The organism is Roseicyclus marinus (genome assembly GCF_036322625.1).
Lineage (GTDB): Bacteria > Pseudomonadota > Alphaproteobacteria > Rhodobacterales > Rhodobacteraceae > Roseicyclus > Roseicyclus marinus_A.
The window spans coordinates 2,357,245-2,373,816 of sequence record NZ_AP027266.1 but is presented as its reverse complement, the minus strand read 5'-3'; the positions used below and the strand labels follow the sequence as shown (position 1 = coordinate 2,373,816).

The window sequence follows — 16,572 nt, the reverse complement described above, 5'->3', positions numbered from 1 at the left end:
TCAACCCTCCCGGAGCGTAGCGGCTGCCGCGTGGATCGCGGCGCGGATGCGGGGATAGGTGCCGCAGCGGCAGAGGTTTCCGGCCATGGCCTCGTCGATGTCGGCATCGGTGGGTGTGGGATTTCGGGCAACAAGATCAGCGGCTTGCAGGATCTGACCCGATTGGCAATAGCCGCATTGCGCGACCTGGTGGTCGACCCAGGCCTGTTGCAGGGCGTGGAGCGCATCGGGTGTGCCGAGCCCTTCGATCGTCGTGACCGGGCCCCAGACATCGGCTAGGGCGACCTGGCAGGAGCGGACGGCCTCGCCCTCGATATGGACGGTGCAGGCCCCGCAAGCGGCGACGCCGCAGCCGTATTTCGTGCCGGTCAGGCCCAGCTCATCCCGCAAGACCCATAAAAGTGGAACGTTATCAGGGAGTTGCACCTCGTGGGTGGTGCCGTTCACGGTCAGGGAGATGGCCATGGTTCCTCCGCCTTGGGCGTCTATGTCAGAGGCTAGAGGTGCGGGCGCATCCGTCAACCTGCAAGGTCCGGCGACGCCACGTCACGGGGTGGCGCCCGACCACAGGTTCAGAACAAGCACGCCCGCCACGATCAGGCCGATACCGAGAATGGCAGGGATATCAAGTCTTTGGCCATAGGCGAGCCAGCCGATCAGCGTGACGGCGGCCACCCCCACACCGGACCAGATCGCATAGGTGATGCCGAGCGGGATGGTGCGCAGAACCTGGGCCAGAAGGTAGAAGGCGATGCCGTAGCCCAGGATCACCAGAAGGCTGGGACCAAGCCGCGTGAAGCCGTCCGAGGCCTTGAGCGCGGTGGTTCCGACGACTTCGCCGGCGATGGCGAGGAGGAGGTAGAGCCAGGGCATGATGGGGCCTCAGTCGTTAAGAAAGGGTTGAAAAACGGCGGTGTCTCTTAACGAAACCTTGCCGCTTTTCCCCCTCGGAAGCCCGAAGGTTACCCGTTTCTTACCGTCCCCGGATGCGCGGGTCGAGCGCATCGCGCAGACCGTCGCCGATATAGTTGACAGAGAGCACCGTCAGCGAGATCGCCATGCCCGGCCAGATCACCCGTTCGGGATGCTGGGTCAGCCAATCGGTCGCGTCGAACAGGAGCCGTCCCCAGGTCGGGAAGTCGGAGGGGAAGCCCAGACCGAGGAAGGAGAGGGCAGATTCGGTGATGATCGCATTCGCGATGCCGAGCGTGGCCGAGACCATGATCGGCGACATCACGTTGGGCAGAAGGTGGCGGGTGATCATCCGGTGGCTGGGCGTGCCGATGGACTTGGCGGCCAGCACGAATTCGCGTTCCTTGAGCGCCAGAACCTCGGCGCGGACGACGCGGGCGGTCTGCATCCAGGAGGTCACGCCGATCATGACGACGATCAGGATGAAGATGCCGCCTTCGGGCCCGAAGCTGGCGCGCAGCGGATCGCGGAAGAGCATGATGGTGACAAGAAGGAGCGGCAGGAGCGGCATGGCGAGGAACAGGTCGGTCGTCCGCATCAGGAGGCCGTCGAGTTTCTTGAAATAGCCCGCGAGCACGCCGATCAGCGAGCCGAGAAACAGCGCCAGCGCCATGGCTGTCAGGCCGACCGCGATGGAGGTCTGGCCGCCCGCCATCATGCGGGCCATCGTGTCGCGGCCCAGCTGGTCGGCGCCCATCGGATGGGCGAGGCTGGGGCCGGAATTGCGGGCGCGGATGTCGATATATTGCGGATCGATCGTCCAGATCAGCGGGCCGAGAAAGACGAAGAGAAGCGTGAAGATGAAAAAGCCCAAGCCGAAGAGCGCGCCCTTGTGCGTCTTGAACTGGTCCCAGACATCCCACCATTGGTTGCGGGGGGCGCGGTAGGTCTCGAATTCCATCGCCTGGGGCTTGGAGCCGGTGGTGTCAGTCATAGCGGATCCTCGGGTCGAGCACGCCATAGAGCAAATCGGCGATGAGGCTGAACAGGACGATCAGCACGGCGAAGATGAAGGAGACGGTCTGCACCACGGGCACGTCGCCGCCCTGGATCGCGATGATCAGGAGCTGACCGATGCCGTTCACCTTGAACACCTGTTCGGTGATGATCGCGCCGCCAAAGACGGCGGGCACGTTGAGCGCGATGACGGTGACGACCGGGATCATCGAGTTCTTGAGCACATGGACCAGCACCACGGTCTTTTCGCCCAGGCCCTTGGCGCGCGCGGTGCGCACGTAATCCTGGTTGAGGTTGTCGAGCATGGAGGCGCGCAGGTAGCGGCTGATCTGGCTGGCGTTGTAGAGGCCCAGAACCATCACGGGCATGATGATCTGTTTGAGCTGGACCACGAAACTGTCCCAATCGGTGACGACATGGGTCGTGTCATAGACAGACGGGAACCAGCCGAGGTTCACCGCGAAGATCACGATGAAGAGGACGCCGGTGAAGAAGGTGGGGACCGAAAAGCCCACCATGGAGATGAAGGTGCCGACCTGGTCGAAGACGGAATATTGCCGATAGGCCGAGATGATGCCCAAGGGCAGGGCGATCAGGATGCCGACGATATAGGAGGTGCCCACCACCCAGAGCGTCTGGGGCATGCGCTGGACGATCAGGTCCATGACCGGGCTGCGGGTCTGATAGGAGATGATGCGCGGCCCGTCGGGCGCGATCTGCCAGCCGGTGGCATTCTGGATCAGGTGGAGCGGCTCGTCCCAGACCATGAGCTTGAGCCATTTGACATACTGGACCATCACCGGATCGTTCACGCCCAGGCTTTCGCGGATCTGTTCGCGGACCTCGGGCGGGATGGTGAGGGGCAGGCCCGCCGTGGGATCGGAGGGTGACAGCTTGACGATCAGGAAGATGATGAAACTGATGAACAGAAGCGTCGGGATCGCAAGGATCAGCCGTCGGATCGTGTAGGTCAGCATGGGCCAACGCCTCGGGTCATGGGTTTCGGGTCAGGTGTCGTGAAATGGCCCGCGCCACGGGGGCGGCGCGGGCCGGTGTCAGGTCAGGCCATCACTGGGCGCGACGCCAGTCCATGATGTTCCACAGTTCCGAATCCCAGTCGGACATGCGGATGCCTTCGATGGAGGCGGCATGGGCCGAGACGCCGCCACGGTGCACCAGCGGGATGATCGAATAGCTCTGGATGATCATGTCGTTCTGGGCACGTGCGATGCGGCCGCGTTCCTGAAGGTCGGCGGTCTGCGCCATTTCGGCGACCAGCGCGTCATAGGCGGGATCGCAGAAACGCTGGATGTTGGAGCCCTGCCACTGGCTGTCGGGTCCGGGGATGTCGGAGCAAAGCCAGCTTGCCATGTAGGCCTGCGGGTCCACACCGGCGAAGTTGTTGGTGTACATCTCGACATCGGCATAGAACTTCTGGAACGTGTCCGGGGAAGCCGGATCGCCGCCGAAGAAGACCGAAGCGTCGATGTTGCGCAGTTCCGCGTCGATGCCGATTTCCGCCCACCACTGCTTGATCAGCGCCTGCGTGTCCTGACGGACGGCGTTGGTCGAGGTCTGGTAGAGGACGCGGAGCGGCGTGCCTTCGTATTCGCGGATGCCGTCGCCGTCGCTGTCGACGATGCCCGCACCATCCAGAAGCGCGATGGCGCCCGGGATGTCCTGCACGAGGCAGGCGTCATTGGCGGTCGAGGCATAGAGCTCGGGCGCGGGGAGCACGTTGCAGGTGGGCTGGCCACCGGCGCCGTAGCCGATTTCCACGATTAGCGCGCGGTCGATGGCCATGGACATGGCCTGGCCGATGATCGGGTTGGTCAGGAACGGATGCGGACCGCCCTCGACGGTGGAGCGGGCATCGCCCAGCGCCGGGTCGGGGTTGGTCTGGTTGAGGTGCAGACGCTCGACCGAGGTGCCGAAGGCGGTCACGACGGTGCAATTCCCCTGCGCTGCCATGCCCGAGAGGATCGTCGGGTCGATCTGCAGGTTCCAGGCGTAGTCGAATTCGCCGGTTTCGCAGACGGAGCGTGCCGCCGCCGTCGCATCGCCGCCGCCCTTGAAGGTCACGGTCGCGAAATAGGGACGGTCGGGGAAACGGAAGTTCGGGTTCGCCGACAGTTCGATCACGTCGTTGGGGCGGAAGTCATCGACCACGAAGGGGCCGGTGCCGATCGGGCCGAAGTTGGCCTCGGTGCATTCGGGGGCGCGTGCGCCGAGGCAATCGGCGAATTGCGCGGCCTGAAGCACGGGGGATTCGGAGCCCACGAAAGCGGTATAGGGGAAGGGCGTGGAATTGGCGAAATTCACGCGCAGCGTGCGGTCATCCACGGCTTCGACACTGGTCACGCCGTCGAAATAGCTGGCCTGCGCACAGCCGCCTTCGGGATGGGTGCAATATTCCCAGGTGAAGATGAAGTCGGCGGGCGTCAGCGCCGAGCCATCCGACCAGGTCACGCCTTCGGCGATGGTCCAGGTGATCGAGGTCAGATCCTCGGACACGCCGCCATTTTCCACGGTCGGAATGCTTTCGGCGAGCCAGGGCACCATGGTGCCCGTGTCATCGAAGCGCGCGAGCGATTCGAGGATCAGCGAGGCGGATTCGACTTCCTTGGTGCCGCCCGAGAGATACGGGTTCAGCGTCGAGGGCGCCTGCCAGTAGATGATGTTGAGATGGCCCGACGAGCCGCGTTCGGCCAGTGCGGCCGCAGGGGCCAGCACCAGCGCGGTCGCGCCGAGCAGAAGGGAAGTGCGTTTCATTTTCTGTCTCTCTCTCCTTGTTGGATGCTCATGCCCCAACGGTTTGTGCCGCGTTGCCCGCGGTCTGGCTTGTTGTCTCGGTATAGAGGTGGCAGGCGACGAAGCGGCCCGGCTTGACCTCGGTCACCTCGGGGTCGAGGCGGCGGCAGATGTCCATCGCCACGGGGCAGCGGGTCGAGAAGTTGCAGCCCTTGGGCGGGTTGGCGGGGCTGGGCACATCGCCTTGCAGGATCGTGCGGTTGGCGCTGTCATGGGCCACCGGATCGGGTTCGGGCACGGCCGACAGGAGCGCCTTGGTATAGGGGTGGAGCGGATCGTCGTAGAGCCCGTCGCGGGGCCCGATCTCGGCCACCTTGCCCAGATACATCACCACGACGCGGTCGGCGATGTGGCGGACCATGGACAGATCGTGGGAGATGAAGAGATAGGTCAGGCCGAGCTTGTCCTGGAGTTCTTCCAGAAGATTGACGACCTGGGCCTGGATCGACACGTCAAGCGCGGCGATGGGTTCGTCGCAGACGATGAATTTGGGGTTGAGCGCGAGCGCGCGGGCGATGCCGATCCGCTGGCGCTGGCCGCCGGAAAACTCGTGCGGGTAGCGGTTGGCGAAATCGCGGTTGAGGCCCACGGCATCCATCAATTCGTAGATGCGGTCGAGCCGTTCCTTGGACGACATCTTGCCATGTTCCATCAGCGGTTCGCCGATGATGCCCGCCACCGTCATGCGGGGGTTGAGCGAGGCCTGGGGGTCCTGGAAGACCATCTGCATCTTGGGGCGCAGGCGGCGCAGCTTGTCGAAGGGGGCGTGGGCGATTTCCTCGCCATCGAGGATGATCGAGCCCGCGGTCGGTTCATAAAGCCGCAGGACGGCGCGGCCGCAGGTGGATTTGCCGCAACCGGATTCGCCCACAAGGCCCAGCGTCTCGCCCTCGAAAATGTCGAAGCTCACGTCATCGACGGCTTTGACCGCGCCGGTGACGCGGCGCAGGAGGCCCGAGCGGATCGGGAAATGCATCTTGAGGTTCTTGACCTCGACCAGTTTTTTCCGGGTTCCCATGTCACGCATGGCGCGGTGCCCCCGTCTTGAAATCCCAAAAACAGGCCGCGTCATGGGCGGGGCCGACATCGAAGCGGGCGGGGTTCTGGGCCGCGCAGCGGTCGAAGGCTTGCGGGCAGCGGGCGCGGAAGGGGCAGCTTTCGGGGGCCTTGGACAGGATCGGGGGCTGGCCCTGGATCACGCGCAGCTTTTCCTGCCGGTCGCCCCGGATGTTGGGGACGGTTTCCAGAAGCATCCGCGTATAGGGATGCTGGGGATTGGCGAAAAGCTCCCGCACGGGGGCCTGTTCGACGACCTGCCCGCCATACATGACCATCACACGGTCCGCGATGCCCGCGATCACGCCCAGGTCATGGGTGATCCAGACGATCGCCATGCCGAGTTTCTGGCGCAGATCCTTGATCAGTTCGAGGATCTGGGCCTGGATCGTCACGTCGAGCGCGGTGGTGGGTTCATCGGCGATCAGCACCTTGGGGTCGCAGGCCAGCGCAATGGCGATCATCACGCGCTGGCGCATGCCGCCGGAAAACTGGTGGGGATAGTCGTCGAGGCGGCGGCGGGCATCGGGGATGCCCACCAGGTCCAGCAATTCGACGGCGCGGTTGGCGGCCTGCGCCTTGGTCAGGCCCATATGGGTGCGCAAGGGCTCGGTGATCTGGTAGCCGACGGTGAAGACCGGGTTGAGGCTGGTCATCGGGTCCTGGAAGACCATGCCGATCCGCGCGCCGCGAATGGCGCGCATCGCATCCTCGGAGACGCGGGCGAGGTCCTGACCTTCGAACAGGACGCTGCCGCCCCGGATTTCGGCGGGGGGCATGGGCAGGAGGCGGATCAGCGACATCATCGTGACCGATTTGCCGGAACCGGATTCGCCCACAACCCCAAGCAATTCGCCGGGTTTGAGGGTGAAGCTCACGTCATTGACGGCATGAACCTCGCCCCGCCGGGTGCGGAAAACGGTCTTGAGGTCCTTGACATCAAGGACGAAGGGCGTGGCCCCGTCGGGCATCGTCAGATGCTCCCCTACCTGTTGGTGCGCCGCCTCTTGTCGATGCGTGGGCGGCTGCAATCTTTGGTGACGCTAACATGAAAAAAGCGGCTCGCAAGCCGCAATCGCCGGAAGTTGCACCCGGTTTCGGCAGGTGCCTAATGGTTGTGCAGCATTTCCGGCGCGGGCTTGACGGCCCGGCATGGCTGGCACAGGGTCGGCGGGCAATCACCCGGAGCATTCCATGACCGCTGTCCTCAGTCCGCGGGCCCTGCTCGACAGGCTTGTGTCCTTTCCGTCCGTCAGCCGCGACAGCAACCTGCCGCTGGTCGATTGGGTCGAAGATTATCTTGGCGGGCATGGCATCGCCTGCCACCGCGACATGGACCCGACCGGGACCAAGGCCAGTCTCTATGCCCATGTCGGCCCCGAGGTCGCGGGCGGCGTGATCTTGTCGGGTCATACCGATGTCGTGCCGGTCGATGGGCAGGCCTGGGACAGTGACCCGTTCAGCGTGGTGGAAAAGGACGGCAAGCTTTACGGGCGCGGCACCTGCGACATGAAAGGATTCGACGCGCTGGCGATCTGGGCCACGGTCGAGGCGCACAAGCGCGGCGTGAAGCGGCCGCTACAACTGTGCCTGAGCCGGGACGAGGAGATCGGCTGCACCGGCGCGCCGCCGATGATCGCGGCGATGCAGGCCCATATGCCGAAAGCCGCGCTGGCCATCATCGGGGAGCCCACCGAATGGGGCATCGTGAACGGCCACAAGGGAGGCGTGGGGTTCGACCTGCATTTCCACGGGTTCGAGGTGCATTCCTCGCTCGCCTATCGGGGCGTGTCGGCGATCATGGAAGCGGCGCGGCTGATCGACTGGGCCAACCGGGTGAATGCGGAAAACGCGGAAAAGGCCGATCCGGCGAGCGATTACGACCCGCCCTATACCTCGCTCCATGTGGGGATGATCCAGGGCGGGACGGCGCATAACATCACGGCCAAGGATTGCACGTTTGTCCTGTCGGCAAGGACGGTTCCGGCGGAGCCCAATGCCCTGTGGGCCGAGCGCATCCTGGAAGAGATCGCCCGGATCGAGGCGGGGATGAAGGCGGTGCGGCCCGAGGCGGGCATCACCGCCCTGCCGCGCTGGGACATTCCGGGGCTGCGCGCGGAACAAGATGGCGCGGCGGAAGCATTGGTGCGGCGGTTGACCGGCGAGAACGGCACGGCCGTGGTAAGCTACGGGACCGAGGCGGGGCAGTTCCAGGATGCGGGCTATTCGGCCATCGTCTGCGGCCCTGGCAATATCGCGCAGGCCCATCAACCCAATGAATACATGTATGTCGAGCAGCTGACCAAGGGCGAAGCCTTCATGGAGCGGCTGCTGGGCGTCTTGAACGAAGGATGACGACATGCCCGTGAAGAACCGTCTGGCCGATCTGCACGAGGAAATCACCGCGTGGCGGCGTGATCTGCATGAGAACCCTGAGATCCTCTATGATCTGCCGCGCACATCCGCGCTGGTGGCGGACAGGCTGCGGGACTTCGGCTGCGACGAGGTGGTGGCCGGCGTGGGCCGGTCGGGTGTCGTGGGCGTGATCCGGGGGCGGAGCGACACGCGCGGGGCCTGTATCGGGTTGCGGGCGGATATGGACGCGCTGCCGATGTCGGAAAAGACCGGGCTCCCCCATGCCTCGAAGACGGCGGGAAAGATGCATGCCTGTGGCCATGACGGGCATACGGCGATGCTTTTGGGGGCGGCGAAATACCTGGCCGAGACGCGGAATTTCGACGGGACGGTGGTCTTGCTCTTTCAACCGGCCGAGGAGGGGGGCGCGGGTGCGCTTGCCATGATCGAGGACGGGGTGATGGAGCGTTGGGGCGTCCGCGAGGTCTACGGGATGCACAATGAGCCGGGATTGCCCGTGGGCGAATTCGGCGTGGCACCCGGGCCGATCATGGCGGCGGCGGATGAATTGCGGGTCGTCGTGCGGGGGCGCGGCGGTCACGCGGCCCAGCCCCATAACGTGATCGACCCGGTGCCTGCGGCCTGTGCGACGGTCATGGCATTGCAGACGGTCGCCAGCCGGTCGGTCGATCCGCTGAAATCGGTGGTGGTGTCGATCTGCGTGATGCAGACGGAATCGGCGGCGACGAATGTGGTGGATGACAGCGTGATGCTGGCCGGAACCGTGCGGACGCTCGACGAGGGCGTGCGCGATCTGGCCGAGGCGCGGATCAAGGCCATCGTGACGGCCACGGCGGAGGCCTATGGCTGCAGCGCCGAGGTGACCTATGAGCGGGGCTATCCGGTGACGGTGAACCACGAGGAGAACGCGCGGCTTGCCGCCGAGGTCTGCGAGGCCGTGGCGGGGCAGGGGATGGTCCGCTGGGGCCGCCCGCCGCGCATGGGGGCCGAGGATTTCAGCTACATGCTGCAGGCCCGGCCCGGTGCCTTTGTCCATATCGGGAATGGGGATACGAAAAAGGTCCATCACCCGGAATATGATTTCAACGACGATGCGATCCCCTATGGCTGTTCGTTTTTCGCCGAGTTGATCGAGCGCCGGATGCCGGTGGGCTGAGGGGGGACATATGCCGATCAAGAACCGTTTCGCCGAGATGCTGCCCGAGATCGCGGGCTGGCGGCATCATCTGCATGAGAACCCCGAGCTTCTTTACGAGGTGCATGAGACGGCGGCCTTTGTCGCCGCGCGGCTGCGCGAGTTCGGCGTCGATGAGGTGGTGGAAGGCGTCGGGCGGACGGGCGTCGTGGGTGTGATCCGGGGCAAGGGGGCCTCGCGGCGCGCGATCGGGTTGCGCGCCGACATGGATGCGCTGCCGATCGAGGAGGCGACGGGGCTGCCCTATGCCTCCAAGGTGCCGGGCAAGATGCATGCCTGCGGGCATGACGGGCATACCGCGATGCTGCTGGGGGCGGCCAAGTATCTGGCCGAGACGCGGAATTTCGACGGGAGCGTCGTGGTGATCTTCCAGCCTGCCGAAGAGGGGGGCGCGGGGGCCAAGGCGATGATCGACGACGGGTTGTTCACCCGCTTTCCGGTCGACGAGATCTACGGCATCCACAATGCGCCGGGGATTCCGGTGGGGATTTTCGCGACAAGGCCCGGTCCCTTGCAGGCAAGTTCGGATGAATTCGAGATCATCGTGACGGGCAAGGGCGGCCATGCGGCGGAACCGCATCGCGCCATCGACACCACGCTGGTCGCGGCCCATATCCTGATCGCGCTGCATTCCATCGTGTCGCGCAACGTGGACCCGCTCAAGCGCGTGGTGCTGACGGTCGGCACCTTTGGCACCGACAGCGGGGCGTCGAACATCATCCCCGACGTGGCGCGGATGGAGGGGACGGTGCGCACGCTCGACCCCGAATACCGACAGCTAGCCGAGGCGCGGGTGCGCGAGGTGGCGGTGCATACGGCGGCTGCATTCGGTGCAAGCGCGGAGGTCATCTGGCACCCCGGCTATCCGGTGACGGTGAACGATGCCGAAGGCGCCGTGCGCGCCAGCGATGCCGCCCGCGCGGTGGGCCGGGGCGTGATCGAGGATACCCAACCGATCATGCCGTCCGAGGATTTCAGCTACATGCTGGAGAAGGTGCCCGGCGCCTATGTCTTCATGGGCAATGGCGACAGCGCCATGTGCCATCACCCGAAATATGCGTTCGACGACGAGGCCATCCCCTATGGATGCAGTTTCTTCGCCGAACTGGTCGAGCGACGATTGCCGACCGCCTGACGCCCTCAGAAGGAGAGAGAAAGATGCCCGTCAAGAACCGTTTCGCCGAATTGCTGCCCGAGATCACCGCGTGGCGGCGCGATCTGCACGAGAACCCCGAGATCCTGTTCGAGACGCATCGCACCAGCGCCGTGGTGGCCGAAAAGCTGCGCGAATTCGGCTGTGACGAGGTGGTGACGGGGCTGGGGCGCACGGGCGTCGTGGGGATCATCAAGGGCAAATCCGACAGGTCGGGGCGCACCATCGGGCTGCGCGCGGATATGGATGCGCTGCCGATCCACGAGGAGACGGGTCTGGACTACGCGTCGAAAACGCCGGGCGCGATGCATGCCTGCGGGCATGACGGGCATACCGCCATGCTGTTGGGCGCGGCCAAGTACCTGGCCGAGACGCGCAATTTCGACGGGACGGTGGCCGTGATCTTTCAGCCCGCCGAAGAAGGCGGCGGCGGCGGCAAGGAAATGGTCGATGACGGGATCATGGAGCGCTGGAACATCGAAGAGGTCTACGGGATGCACAATTGGCCGGGGGTTCCGACCGGCCAATTCGCGATCCGGTCCGGCCCGTTCTTTGCCGCGGCCGATCAATTCGACATCTACGTGACGGGCCGGGGCGGTCATGCGGCCAAGCCCCATGACACGCTCGATACCACGGTGATCGCGTCCCATATCGTGCTGGCGTTGCAGACGATTGCCAGCCGCAATGCGGACCCGGTGAAACAGGTGGTCGTGTCGGTGACAAGCTTCGAGACAGGGTCCAAGGCCTATAACGTCATCCCCGAGACCGTGCATCTGAAGGGCACGGTGCGCACGCTTGACCCCGGTATCCAGGACATGGCCGAGGAACGGCTGAAGGCGATTGCCGAGGGGACGGCGGCGACATTCGGGGGCGCGGCGCGGGTCGATTACCGGCGCGGCTATCCGGTGATGATCAATGCCGATGCCCAGACGGAGTTTGCCGCCGATGTCGCGCGCGCGGTTTCGGGCGATTGCGCCGAGGCGCCGCAGGTGATGGGGGGCGAGGATTTCGCCTTCATGTCGAATGCGCGGCCGGGGGCCTATATCCTTGTCGGCAATGGCGACACGGCCAATGTCCACCACCCGAAATACAATTTCAACGACGAGGCGATCCCGGCGGGCTGTTCGTGGTGGGCCGAGATCGTGGAACGGCGTCTGCCCGCCGCCTGAGGCGGGTTTTCGCGCGCGGCTTTGAGGGGCGGTGAAATCTGTTCCGGGACGGGGCGGCGGGGGTTAGGCTGACCCGGCTGCTTTTACGGAGGTTGCCATGATCCGTGCCGCCCTTGCCCTTTGCCTGATGCTGTCTGCCGGCGCTGCGCTGGCCGATCAGCGGCTGACGGGCAGCGTGACCTATCGGGACAGGATCGCGCTGCCGCAAGATGCGGTTCTGGTGGTCGAACTGACCGCGCCCGATGGGCGGCTCCTGGCCGAGGCGCGGGTGCCGAGCGACGGGCGGCAGGTGCCCATCCCCTTTTCGCTGGAGGTGCCGGGGGAGGCCGTGGGCATCCTGCGCGCAGGTCTGATGCTGGGGGCGGTTGCGGAGTGGCTGGGGGAACCTGTGGTCCTCGACGGGGCCATGGGCGATCTGGGCGAGATCGGGCTTGTCCGCCACGAGGCCGGGGTTTTTCCCGCAAGCTATCGCTGTGGCGATCTGCCCCTGCGCGTCGGGGCGGCGGAGGGGAATGTGGTGCTCGATACCGGGCGGGATTGGGTGGTGATGGCGCCTGTCCCCGCCGCCTCGGGCGCGCGCTACGAGGTGTCGGGGCAGGCGGAGACGTATTTCTGGGACAGGGCCGGCGTGGCGCAGGTGGCGCTTGACGGGGTGGCGCTGCCCGAATGCCGCGCGTCCCTGCCGCCCGAGGCGCGGGCCTATCGCGGGCGGGGCAATGAACCTTTCTGGTCGGTCGAGATCGCGTCGGGGCAGATGGTGCTGCGCCGTCTGGGGATGGAGGATGTGATCCTGCCCGTGACGGAAAGCGCCCTGACAGCCGAGGGCGCGCTGAGGGTGACGGCAGGGGACGCGGTGCTGCGGCGCAAGCCCGCGATCTGCCGCGACAGCATGACGGGGATGCCCTATCCTGAGACATTGGCGGTGGCGATGGGGGATCAGGTCCTGCAGGGCTGCGGCGGGCTGCCCGAAGACCTGCTGCGGGGGGCGTGGCGGGTCGAGAGCATCGCGGGCGATCCGGTGATCGCGGACAGCCGTCTGACGCTTGGTTTCGGGGCCGATGGGCGGGTGGCGGGATCGGGCGGGTGCAACCGCTGGTTCGCCGGTTACGATCTGACCGGCGAGGGGCTGGCGATCGGGCAGGCGGGGGCCACGATGATGGCCTGTCCCGAGCCGATCATGGCGCAGGAACAGCGGTTTTTCGCAGCGCTGGCGCAGGTGACGGGCTTCGATATCGACGGGACGGGGGGCTTGGTGCTGCTGGCGATGGAGCGGCCGATCCTGATCATGAGGGCCGCGCAGGACCGGCCATGAGCCGGTCGAGCCCGAGGCAGGCCAAAAGCCCCACGATCAGCAGGGCGGGCGTGGTGACAGGGTCCCACATCAGGACCGCGAAAGGTTGCCACCAGTGCCAGTCCGGCCCGAATTGGTCGCGGTAGCCCGAGGCGATGCCGACAAGCCCCCAGAGGTATTGCAAGACCCACAAAAGCCCCGCCCCCCAGAGCCGCGCCGGGGCATGGGGCAGGAGCGCGCCGAGGCAGGCAAGCGCAAGGCCCGCGCCGATCCCCTTGAACACGAGCCCCACGGTGATGACCGAGAGCGTCGGGCAGGGCCAATCGGGGCAGGTCACGCGCCCGATGATCCCGTGGCCGGAGCTGCCGAAGGTGAGGATTTCATGGGCCAGAAGCGCCGCGAAGAGCGACAGCGCCCCCGCGATGCCAAGCGACAGGGCGGCGCGGAGGCGGGATGCGCCCAATCCGGTCAGCCGCCGGTATGGCTCATGTGGCGGGTGACCTGGCCCGCGACGCTTTGGCGGGAATAGTCGAAATCATGCCCCTTGGGCTTGCGGGCGATGGCGGCGCGGATCGCATCCTCGAGCACGGCATCATCGGCGCTGGCGCGCAAGGGCGCGCGCAGGTCGGCCATGTCTTCCTGGCCGAGGCACATGTACAATTCGCCCGTGCAGGTCAGCCGCACGCGGTTGCAGCTTTCGCAGAAATTATGGGTGAGCGGCGTGATGAAGCCGATCTTCTGTCCCGTCTCCTCCAGCCGGACATAGCGGGCGGGGCCGCCCGTGCGCTCGGCCAGGTCGGTGAGCTGGAAGCGTTCGGCCAGACGCGCGCGCAGATCCTTGAGCGACCAATATTGGTCGAGCCGGTTCTCGTTGCCCAGATCGCCCATCGGCATCACCTCGATGAAGGTGAGGTCCATGGACCGGTCGGCGCACCAGGATTGGAGGGTGAAGAGCTCATCCTCGTTGAAATTCTTCAGCGCCACGGCGTTGATCTTGACCTTGAGGCCCGCTTTCTGCGCGGCCTCGATCCCTTCGAGCACCTGGGGCAGGCGGCCCCAGCGGGTGATGGCCGCGAATTTCGCGTCATCGAGCGTGTCGAGCGAGACATTCACCCGCCGGACGCCCGCGTCGTAGAGATCGGTGGCGAACCGCGCCAATTGGCTGCCATTGGTCGTGAGCGTCAGTTCCTTGAGCGCGCCACTATCCAGATGCCGGGTCATGGCGCGGAAAAACGTCATGATGTCACGACGCACCAGGGGTTCGCCCCCGGTGATGCGCAGTTTCTGCACCCCCATGCGGACGAAGGCGGAACAGAGCCGGTCCAGTTCCTCGAGCGTCAGCAATTCCTTCTTGGGAAGGAAGGTCATGTTCTCGGCCATGCAATAGACGCAGCGGAAATCGCAGCGGTCGGTGACCGAAACGCGCAGGTAGCTGATGGCGCGATGGAACGGGTCGATGAGGGGCGTGGTCATGGTCATGGCGCGGAGATTAGGGGCGGTGACGGCCACAGGCAAGAGAGGCTGTCGCAGCCTGTTGAAGAGGGCGCGGAATGCCCCTAGGTTGGCGCGCATGAAACATGTGATCGCCCTTTCCTGTCTCGTCTCTCTTGGTGCCTGCGCGACCGTCCCCGATGACGTGTCGCCCCAGATCGCCGCTGTCGATCCTTCGGCCACGGTCGAGGGGGGCACGGGTGCGGCCCTGCCGCAGGGCGATGGGCGCTTCATGGGCTTTTCGGTCGCAAGTCTTGGCGATGCGGCGGATCCCGGCCTGTGGATCGAGACGCCCTTGGTCAGCACCGAGCAGCCCGGGCGCGTGATCTCGGAAAACGGGTTGCAATTGTTCCTGACGCTGCGCCCCTCGGGCGGTGCGCGCAATTCGGGGTCACGGATGTCGTTGCAGGCCTTCCAGGAGCTGGGCATTCCGCTGACCGCGCTGCCGACCGTCACCGTCATCAGCGATGCCTGACATGGCCGACCGGCGGCTGTTTCAGCAGATCGCCGATTGGGACAGCCTGCGGGCAGGGTTCGGTTGGTCCATCCCCCGGCGGATGAACATCGCGCATCTGTGCTGCGACAGCTGGGCCATGGCCGATCCCGACAAGGTGGCGGTGATCCACCTGCAGGGGGATGGAACGCGCGATGTCTGGAGCTACGGGCGGCTCAAGGCGGCCTCTGACGGTTTGGCCGTGGCGCTGGCCGCGCGGGGCGTGGGGCGGGGCGACCGGGTGGCGGTTCTCTTGCCGCAGCATCCGGCGGCCCTCGTCACGCATCTGGCGGCGATGAAGCTCGGGGCGATCGGCCTGCCGCTCTTCACGCTCTTCGGGGAAGATGCGCTGCGCTACCGGCTGGGGGATGCGGGGGCCTGCGCCATCGTGACGGATGGGGCGACGCTTGACCGGGTGATGGCGCTGGAGCCCGATCTGCCCCGGTTGCGGGTGATCGTTTCGACCGGGCCCGCGCGTGCGCCGGTTCTTGGCTTCGACGATCTGGCCGCGACCCCCGGTTCCGGGTTCCGGCCCGTCGAGACGGAGGCCGAAGATCCGGCGGTGATGATCTACACCTCGGGCACGACGGGCGATCCCAAGGGCGTCTTGCACGCGCATCGGTTCCTTTATGGCCATCTGTCCTGTCTCGAACTGGCCTATGGCGGGTTCCCGCAGGCCGGCGATGTGGGCTGGACGCCCGCCGATTGGGCCTGGATCGGGGGGCTGATGGACATGGCGCTGCCCTGCCTGTTCTACGGTGTGCCGCTGGTCGCCCATCGCTTTGCCAAGTTCGATCCCGAGGCGGGCTATGAGCTGATGCGGCGCGAAAGGGTCAGTGCCGCCTTCATCCCGCCGACCGCCTTGCGGCTGATGCGGCAGGTCGCCCCGCCCGAGGGTTTGCGCCTGCGCGCCGTGGGCTCGGGGGGCGAGGCGCTGGGCGCGGATCTGCTCGATTGGGGGCAGGCGCGGCTTGGCTGCCCGATCAACGAATTCTACGGCCAGACCGAGGCGAACCTGGTGCTGGCCGCCTGCACCGGCCCGATGCCGCGCCGTCCCGGTGCCATGGGCCTGCCCGTGCCCGGCCATGATGTCAGCTTGCGCGATGCGACGGGCGAGGTCGGCACGGGCGCGGTGGGCGAGGTCTGCGTGCGCGCGCCCGATCCGGTGATGATGCTGCGCTACTGGAACAAGCCCGAGGCGACGGCGAAAAAGATCGTGGATGGCTGGCTCTACACCGGCGATCTGGCCACTCGGGATGCCTCGGGGCAGATCACCTTTCACGCGCGGGATGATGATGTGATCACCTCGGCCGGGTACCGGATCGGGCCGGTCGAGATCGAACAGGCGCTGGCCCGCCATCCCGACGTGGTCATGGCCGCCGTGGTGGGCGAACCCGACCCTTTGCGCACGGAAATCGTGGTGGCCCATGTCGTCCTGCGCGATGGCGCGGAATGGTCAGGGATGGAAGCGGCGCTCAAGGAGATCGTGCGCAGCCGCGTCTCGGCCCATTGCGTGCCGCGCAAGATCATCCGTGCGGACAGCCTGCCGATGACCGCGACCGGCAAGATCCTGCGCCGGGCTTTGCGTAGAGGCGGCTGACCCAACCC

Annotated in this window: 16 protein-coding genes; 7 read left to right on the top strand and 9 right to left on the bottom strand. The window is 66.0% G+C overall.

The genetic code is table 11. The features are described from left to right. The 7 genes from AABA51_RS11280 to AABA51_RS11250 all read right to left on the bottom strand — a co-directional run bounded on the left by AABA51_RS11280 (position 1) and on the right by AABA51_RS11250 (position 6,767). Positions 1-465: a (2Fe-2S)-binding protein gene (locus tag AABA51_RS11280; RefSeq protein WP_338271958.1), complete on the bottom strand. Its 465-nt coding sequence runs from the start codon at positions 463-465 to the stop codon at positions 1-3. Between the two features lie 81 nt (positions 466-546). Next, the gene (locus tag AABA51_RS11275) at positions 547-873 is read right to left on the bottom strand and encodes a DMT family transporter (RefSeq protein WP_338271957.1); all 327 of its coding nucleotides are present in this window, start codon (positions 871-873) and stop codon (positions 547-549) included. A 100-nt stretch (positions 874-973) separates the two neighbouring features. After that, complete coding sequence (locus tag AABA51_RS11270; RefSeq protein WP_338271956.1) at positions 974-1,906, bottom strand: ABC transporter permease; 933 nt, start codon at positions 1,904-1,906, stop codon at positions 974-976. Continuing rightward, positions 1,899-2,906: an ABC transporter permease gene (locus AABA51_RS11265; RefSeq protein ID WP_338271955.1), complete on the bottom strand. Its 1,008-nt coding sequence runs from the start codon at positions 2,904-2,906 to the stop codon at positions 1,899-1,901. The genes AABA51_RS11270 and AABA51_RS11265 overlap by 8 nt, the downstream gene beginning before the upstream one ends. 91 nt (positions 2,907-2,997) lie before the next feature. Then, positions 2,998-4,701: a peptide ABC transporter substrate-binding protein gene (locus tag AABA51_RS11260; RefSeq protein WP_338271953.1), complete on the bottom strand. Its 1,704-nt coding sequence runs from the start codon at positions 4,699-4,701 to the stop codon at positions 2,998-3,000. 28 nt (positions 4,702-4,729) lie between these two features. Then, on the bottom strand, positions 4,730-5,767 hold the full coding sequence (locus AABA51_RS11255) for an ABC transporter ATP-binding protein (protein WP_338271952.1): 1,038 nt from the start codon (positions 5,765-5,767) through the stop codon (positions 4,730-4,732). Continuing rightward, positions 5,760-6,767, bottom strand: a complete 1,008-nt coding sequence (locus AABA51_RS11250; RefSeq protein ID WP_338271951.1) for an ABC transporter ATP-binding protein — start codon at positions 6,765-6,767, stop codon at positions 5,760-5,762. The genes AABA51_RS11255 and AABA51_RS11250 overlap by 8 nt, the downstream gene beginning before the upstream one ends. A 223-nt stretch (positions 6,768-6,990) precedes the next feature. On the opposite strand from AABA51_RS11250, the gene argE reads away from it, so the two are divergent. The 5 genes from argE (at position 6,991) to AABA51_RS11225 (ending at position 13,001) form a co-directional block, all read left to right on the top strand. Continuing rightward, positions 6,991-8,151, top strand: a complete 1,161-nt coding sequence (gene argE, locus AABA51_RS11245) for an acetylornithine deacetylase (protein WP_338271949.1) — start codon at positions 6,991-6,993, stop codon at positions 8,149-8,151. A gap of 4 nt (positions 8,152-8,155) precedes the next feature. Beyond that, positions 8,156-9,328 carry a M20 aminoacylase family protein gene (locus tag AABA51_RS11240; protein WP_338271947.1) on the top strand — a complete coding sequence of 391 codons (1,173 nt, stop codon included), beginning with the start codon at positions 8,156-8,158 and terminating at the stop codon, positions 9,326-9,328. 10 nt (positions 9,329-9,338) lie between these two features. Next, entirely contained in the window at positions 9,339-10,502 is a 1,164-nt protein-coding gene (locus AABA51_RS11235; protein ID WP_338271945.1) for a M20 aminoacylase family protein, read from the top strand. A gap of 23 nt (positions 10,503-10,525) precedes the next feature. Beyond that, entirely contained in the window at positions 10,526-11,689 is a 1,164-nt protein-coding gene (locus tag AABA51_RS11230; protein ID WP_338271944.1) for a M20 aminoacylase family protein, read from the top strand. Positions 11,690-11,786: 97 nt separating this feature from the next. Further along, positions 11,787-13,001, top strand: a complete 1,215-nt coding sequence (locus AABA51_RS11225) for an META domain-containing protein (RefSeq protein ID WP_338271942.1) — start codon at positions 11,787-11,789, stop codon at positions 12,999-13,001. Here the strand turns inward: AABA51_RS11225 and AABA51_RS11220 are convergent. Both AABA51_RS11220 and moaA read right to left on the bottom strand, forming a co-directional pair. Continuing rightward, the gene (locus tag AABA51_RS11220; RefSeq protein WP_338271941.1) at positions 12,973-13,443 is read right to left on the bottom strand and encodes a hypothetical protein; all 471 of its coding nucleotides are present in this window, start codon (positions 13,441-13,443) and stop codon (positions 12,973-12,975) included. The genes AABA51_RS11225 and AABA51_RS11220 overlap by 29 nt on opposite strands. A 5-nt stretch (positions 13,444-13,448) precedes the next feature. Continuing rightward, positions 13,449-14,453 (bottom strand): GTP 3',8-cyclase MoaA, encoded by a 1,005-nt coding sequence (gene moaA / locus AABA51_RS11215; RefSeq protein ID WP_338276548.1) that lies wholly within the window; start codon positions 14,451-14,453, stop codon positions 13,449-13,451. Between the two features lie 97 nt (positions 14,454-14,550). On the opposite strand from moaA, the gene AABA51_RS11210 reads away from it, so the two are divergent. Then, the gene (locus tag AABA51_RS11210) at positions 14,551-14,946 is read left to right on the top strand and encodes a hypothetical protein (protein ID WP_338271940.1); all 396 of its coding nucleotides are present in this window, start codon (positions 14,551-14,553) and stop codon (positions 14,944-14,946) included. Beyond that, the gene (locus AABA51_RS11205; protein WP_338271938.1) at positions 14,939-16,564 is read left to right on the top strand and encodes an AMP-binding protein; all 1,626 of its coding nucleotides are present in this window, start codon (positions 14,939-14,941) and stop codon (positions 16,562-16,564) included. The genes AABA51_RS11210 and AABA51_RS11205 overlap by 8 nt, the downstream gene beginning before the upstream one ends. The last annotated feature ends 8 nt before the right edge of the window (positions 16,565-16,572 follow it).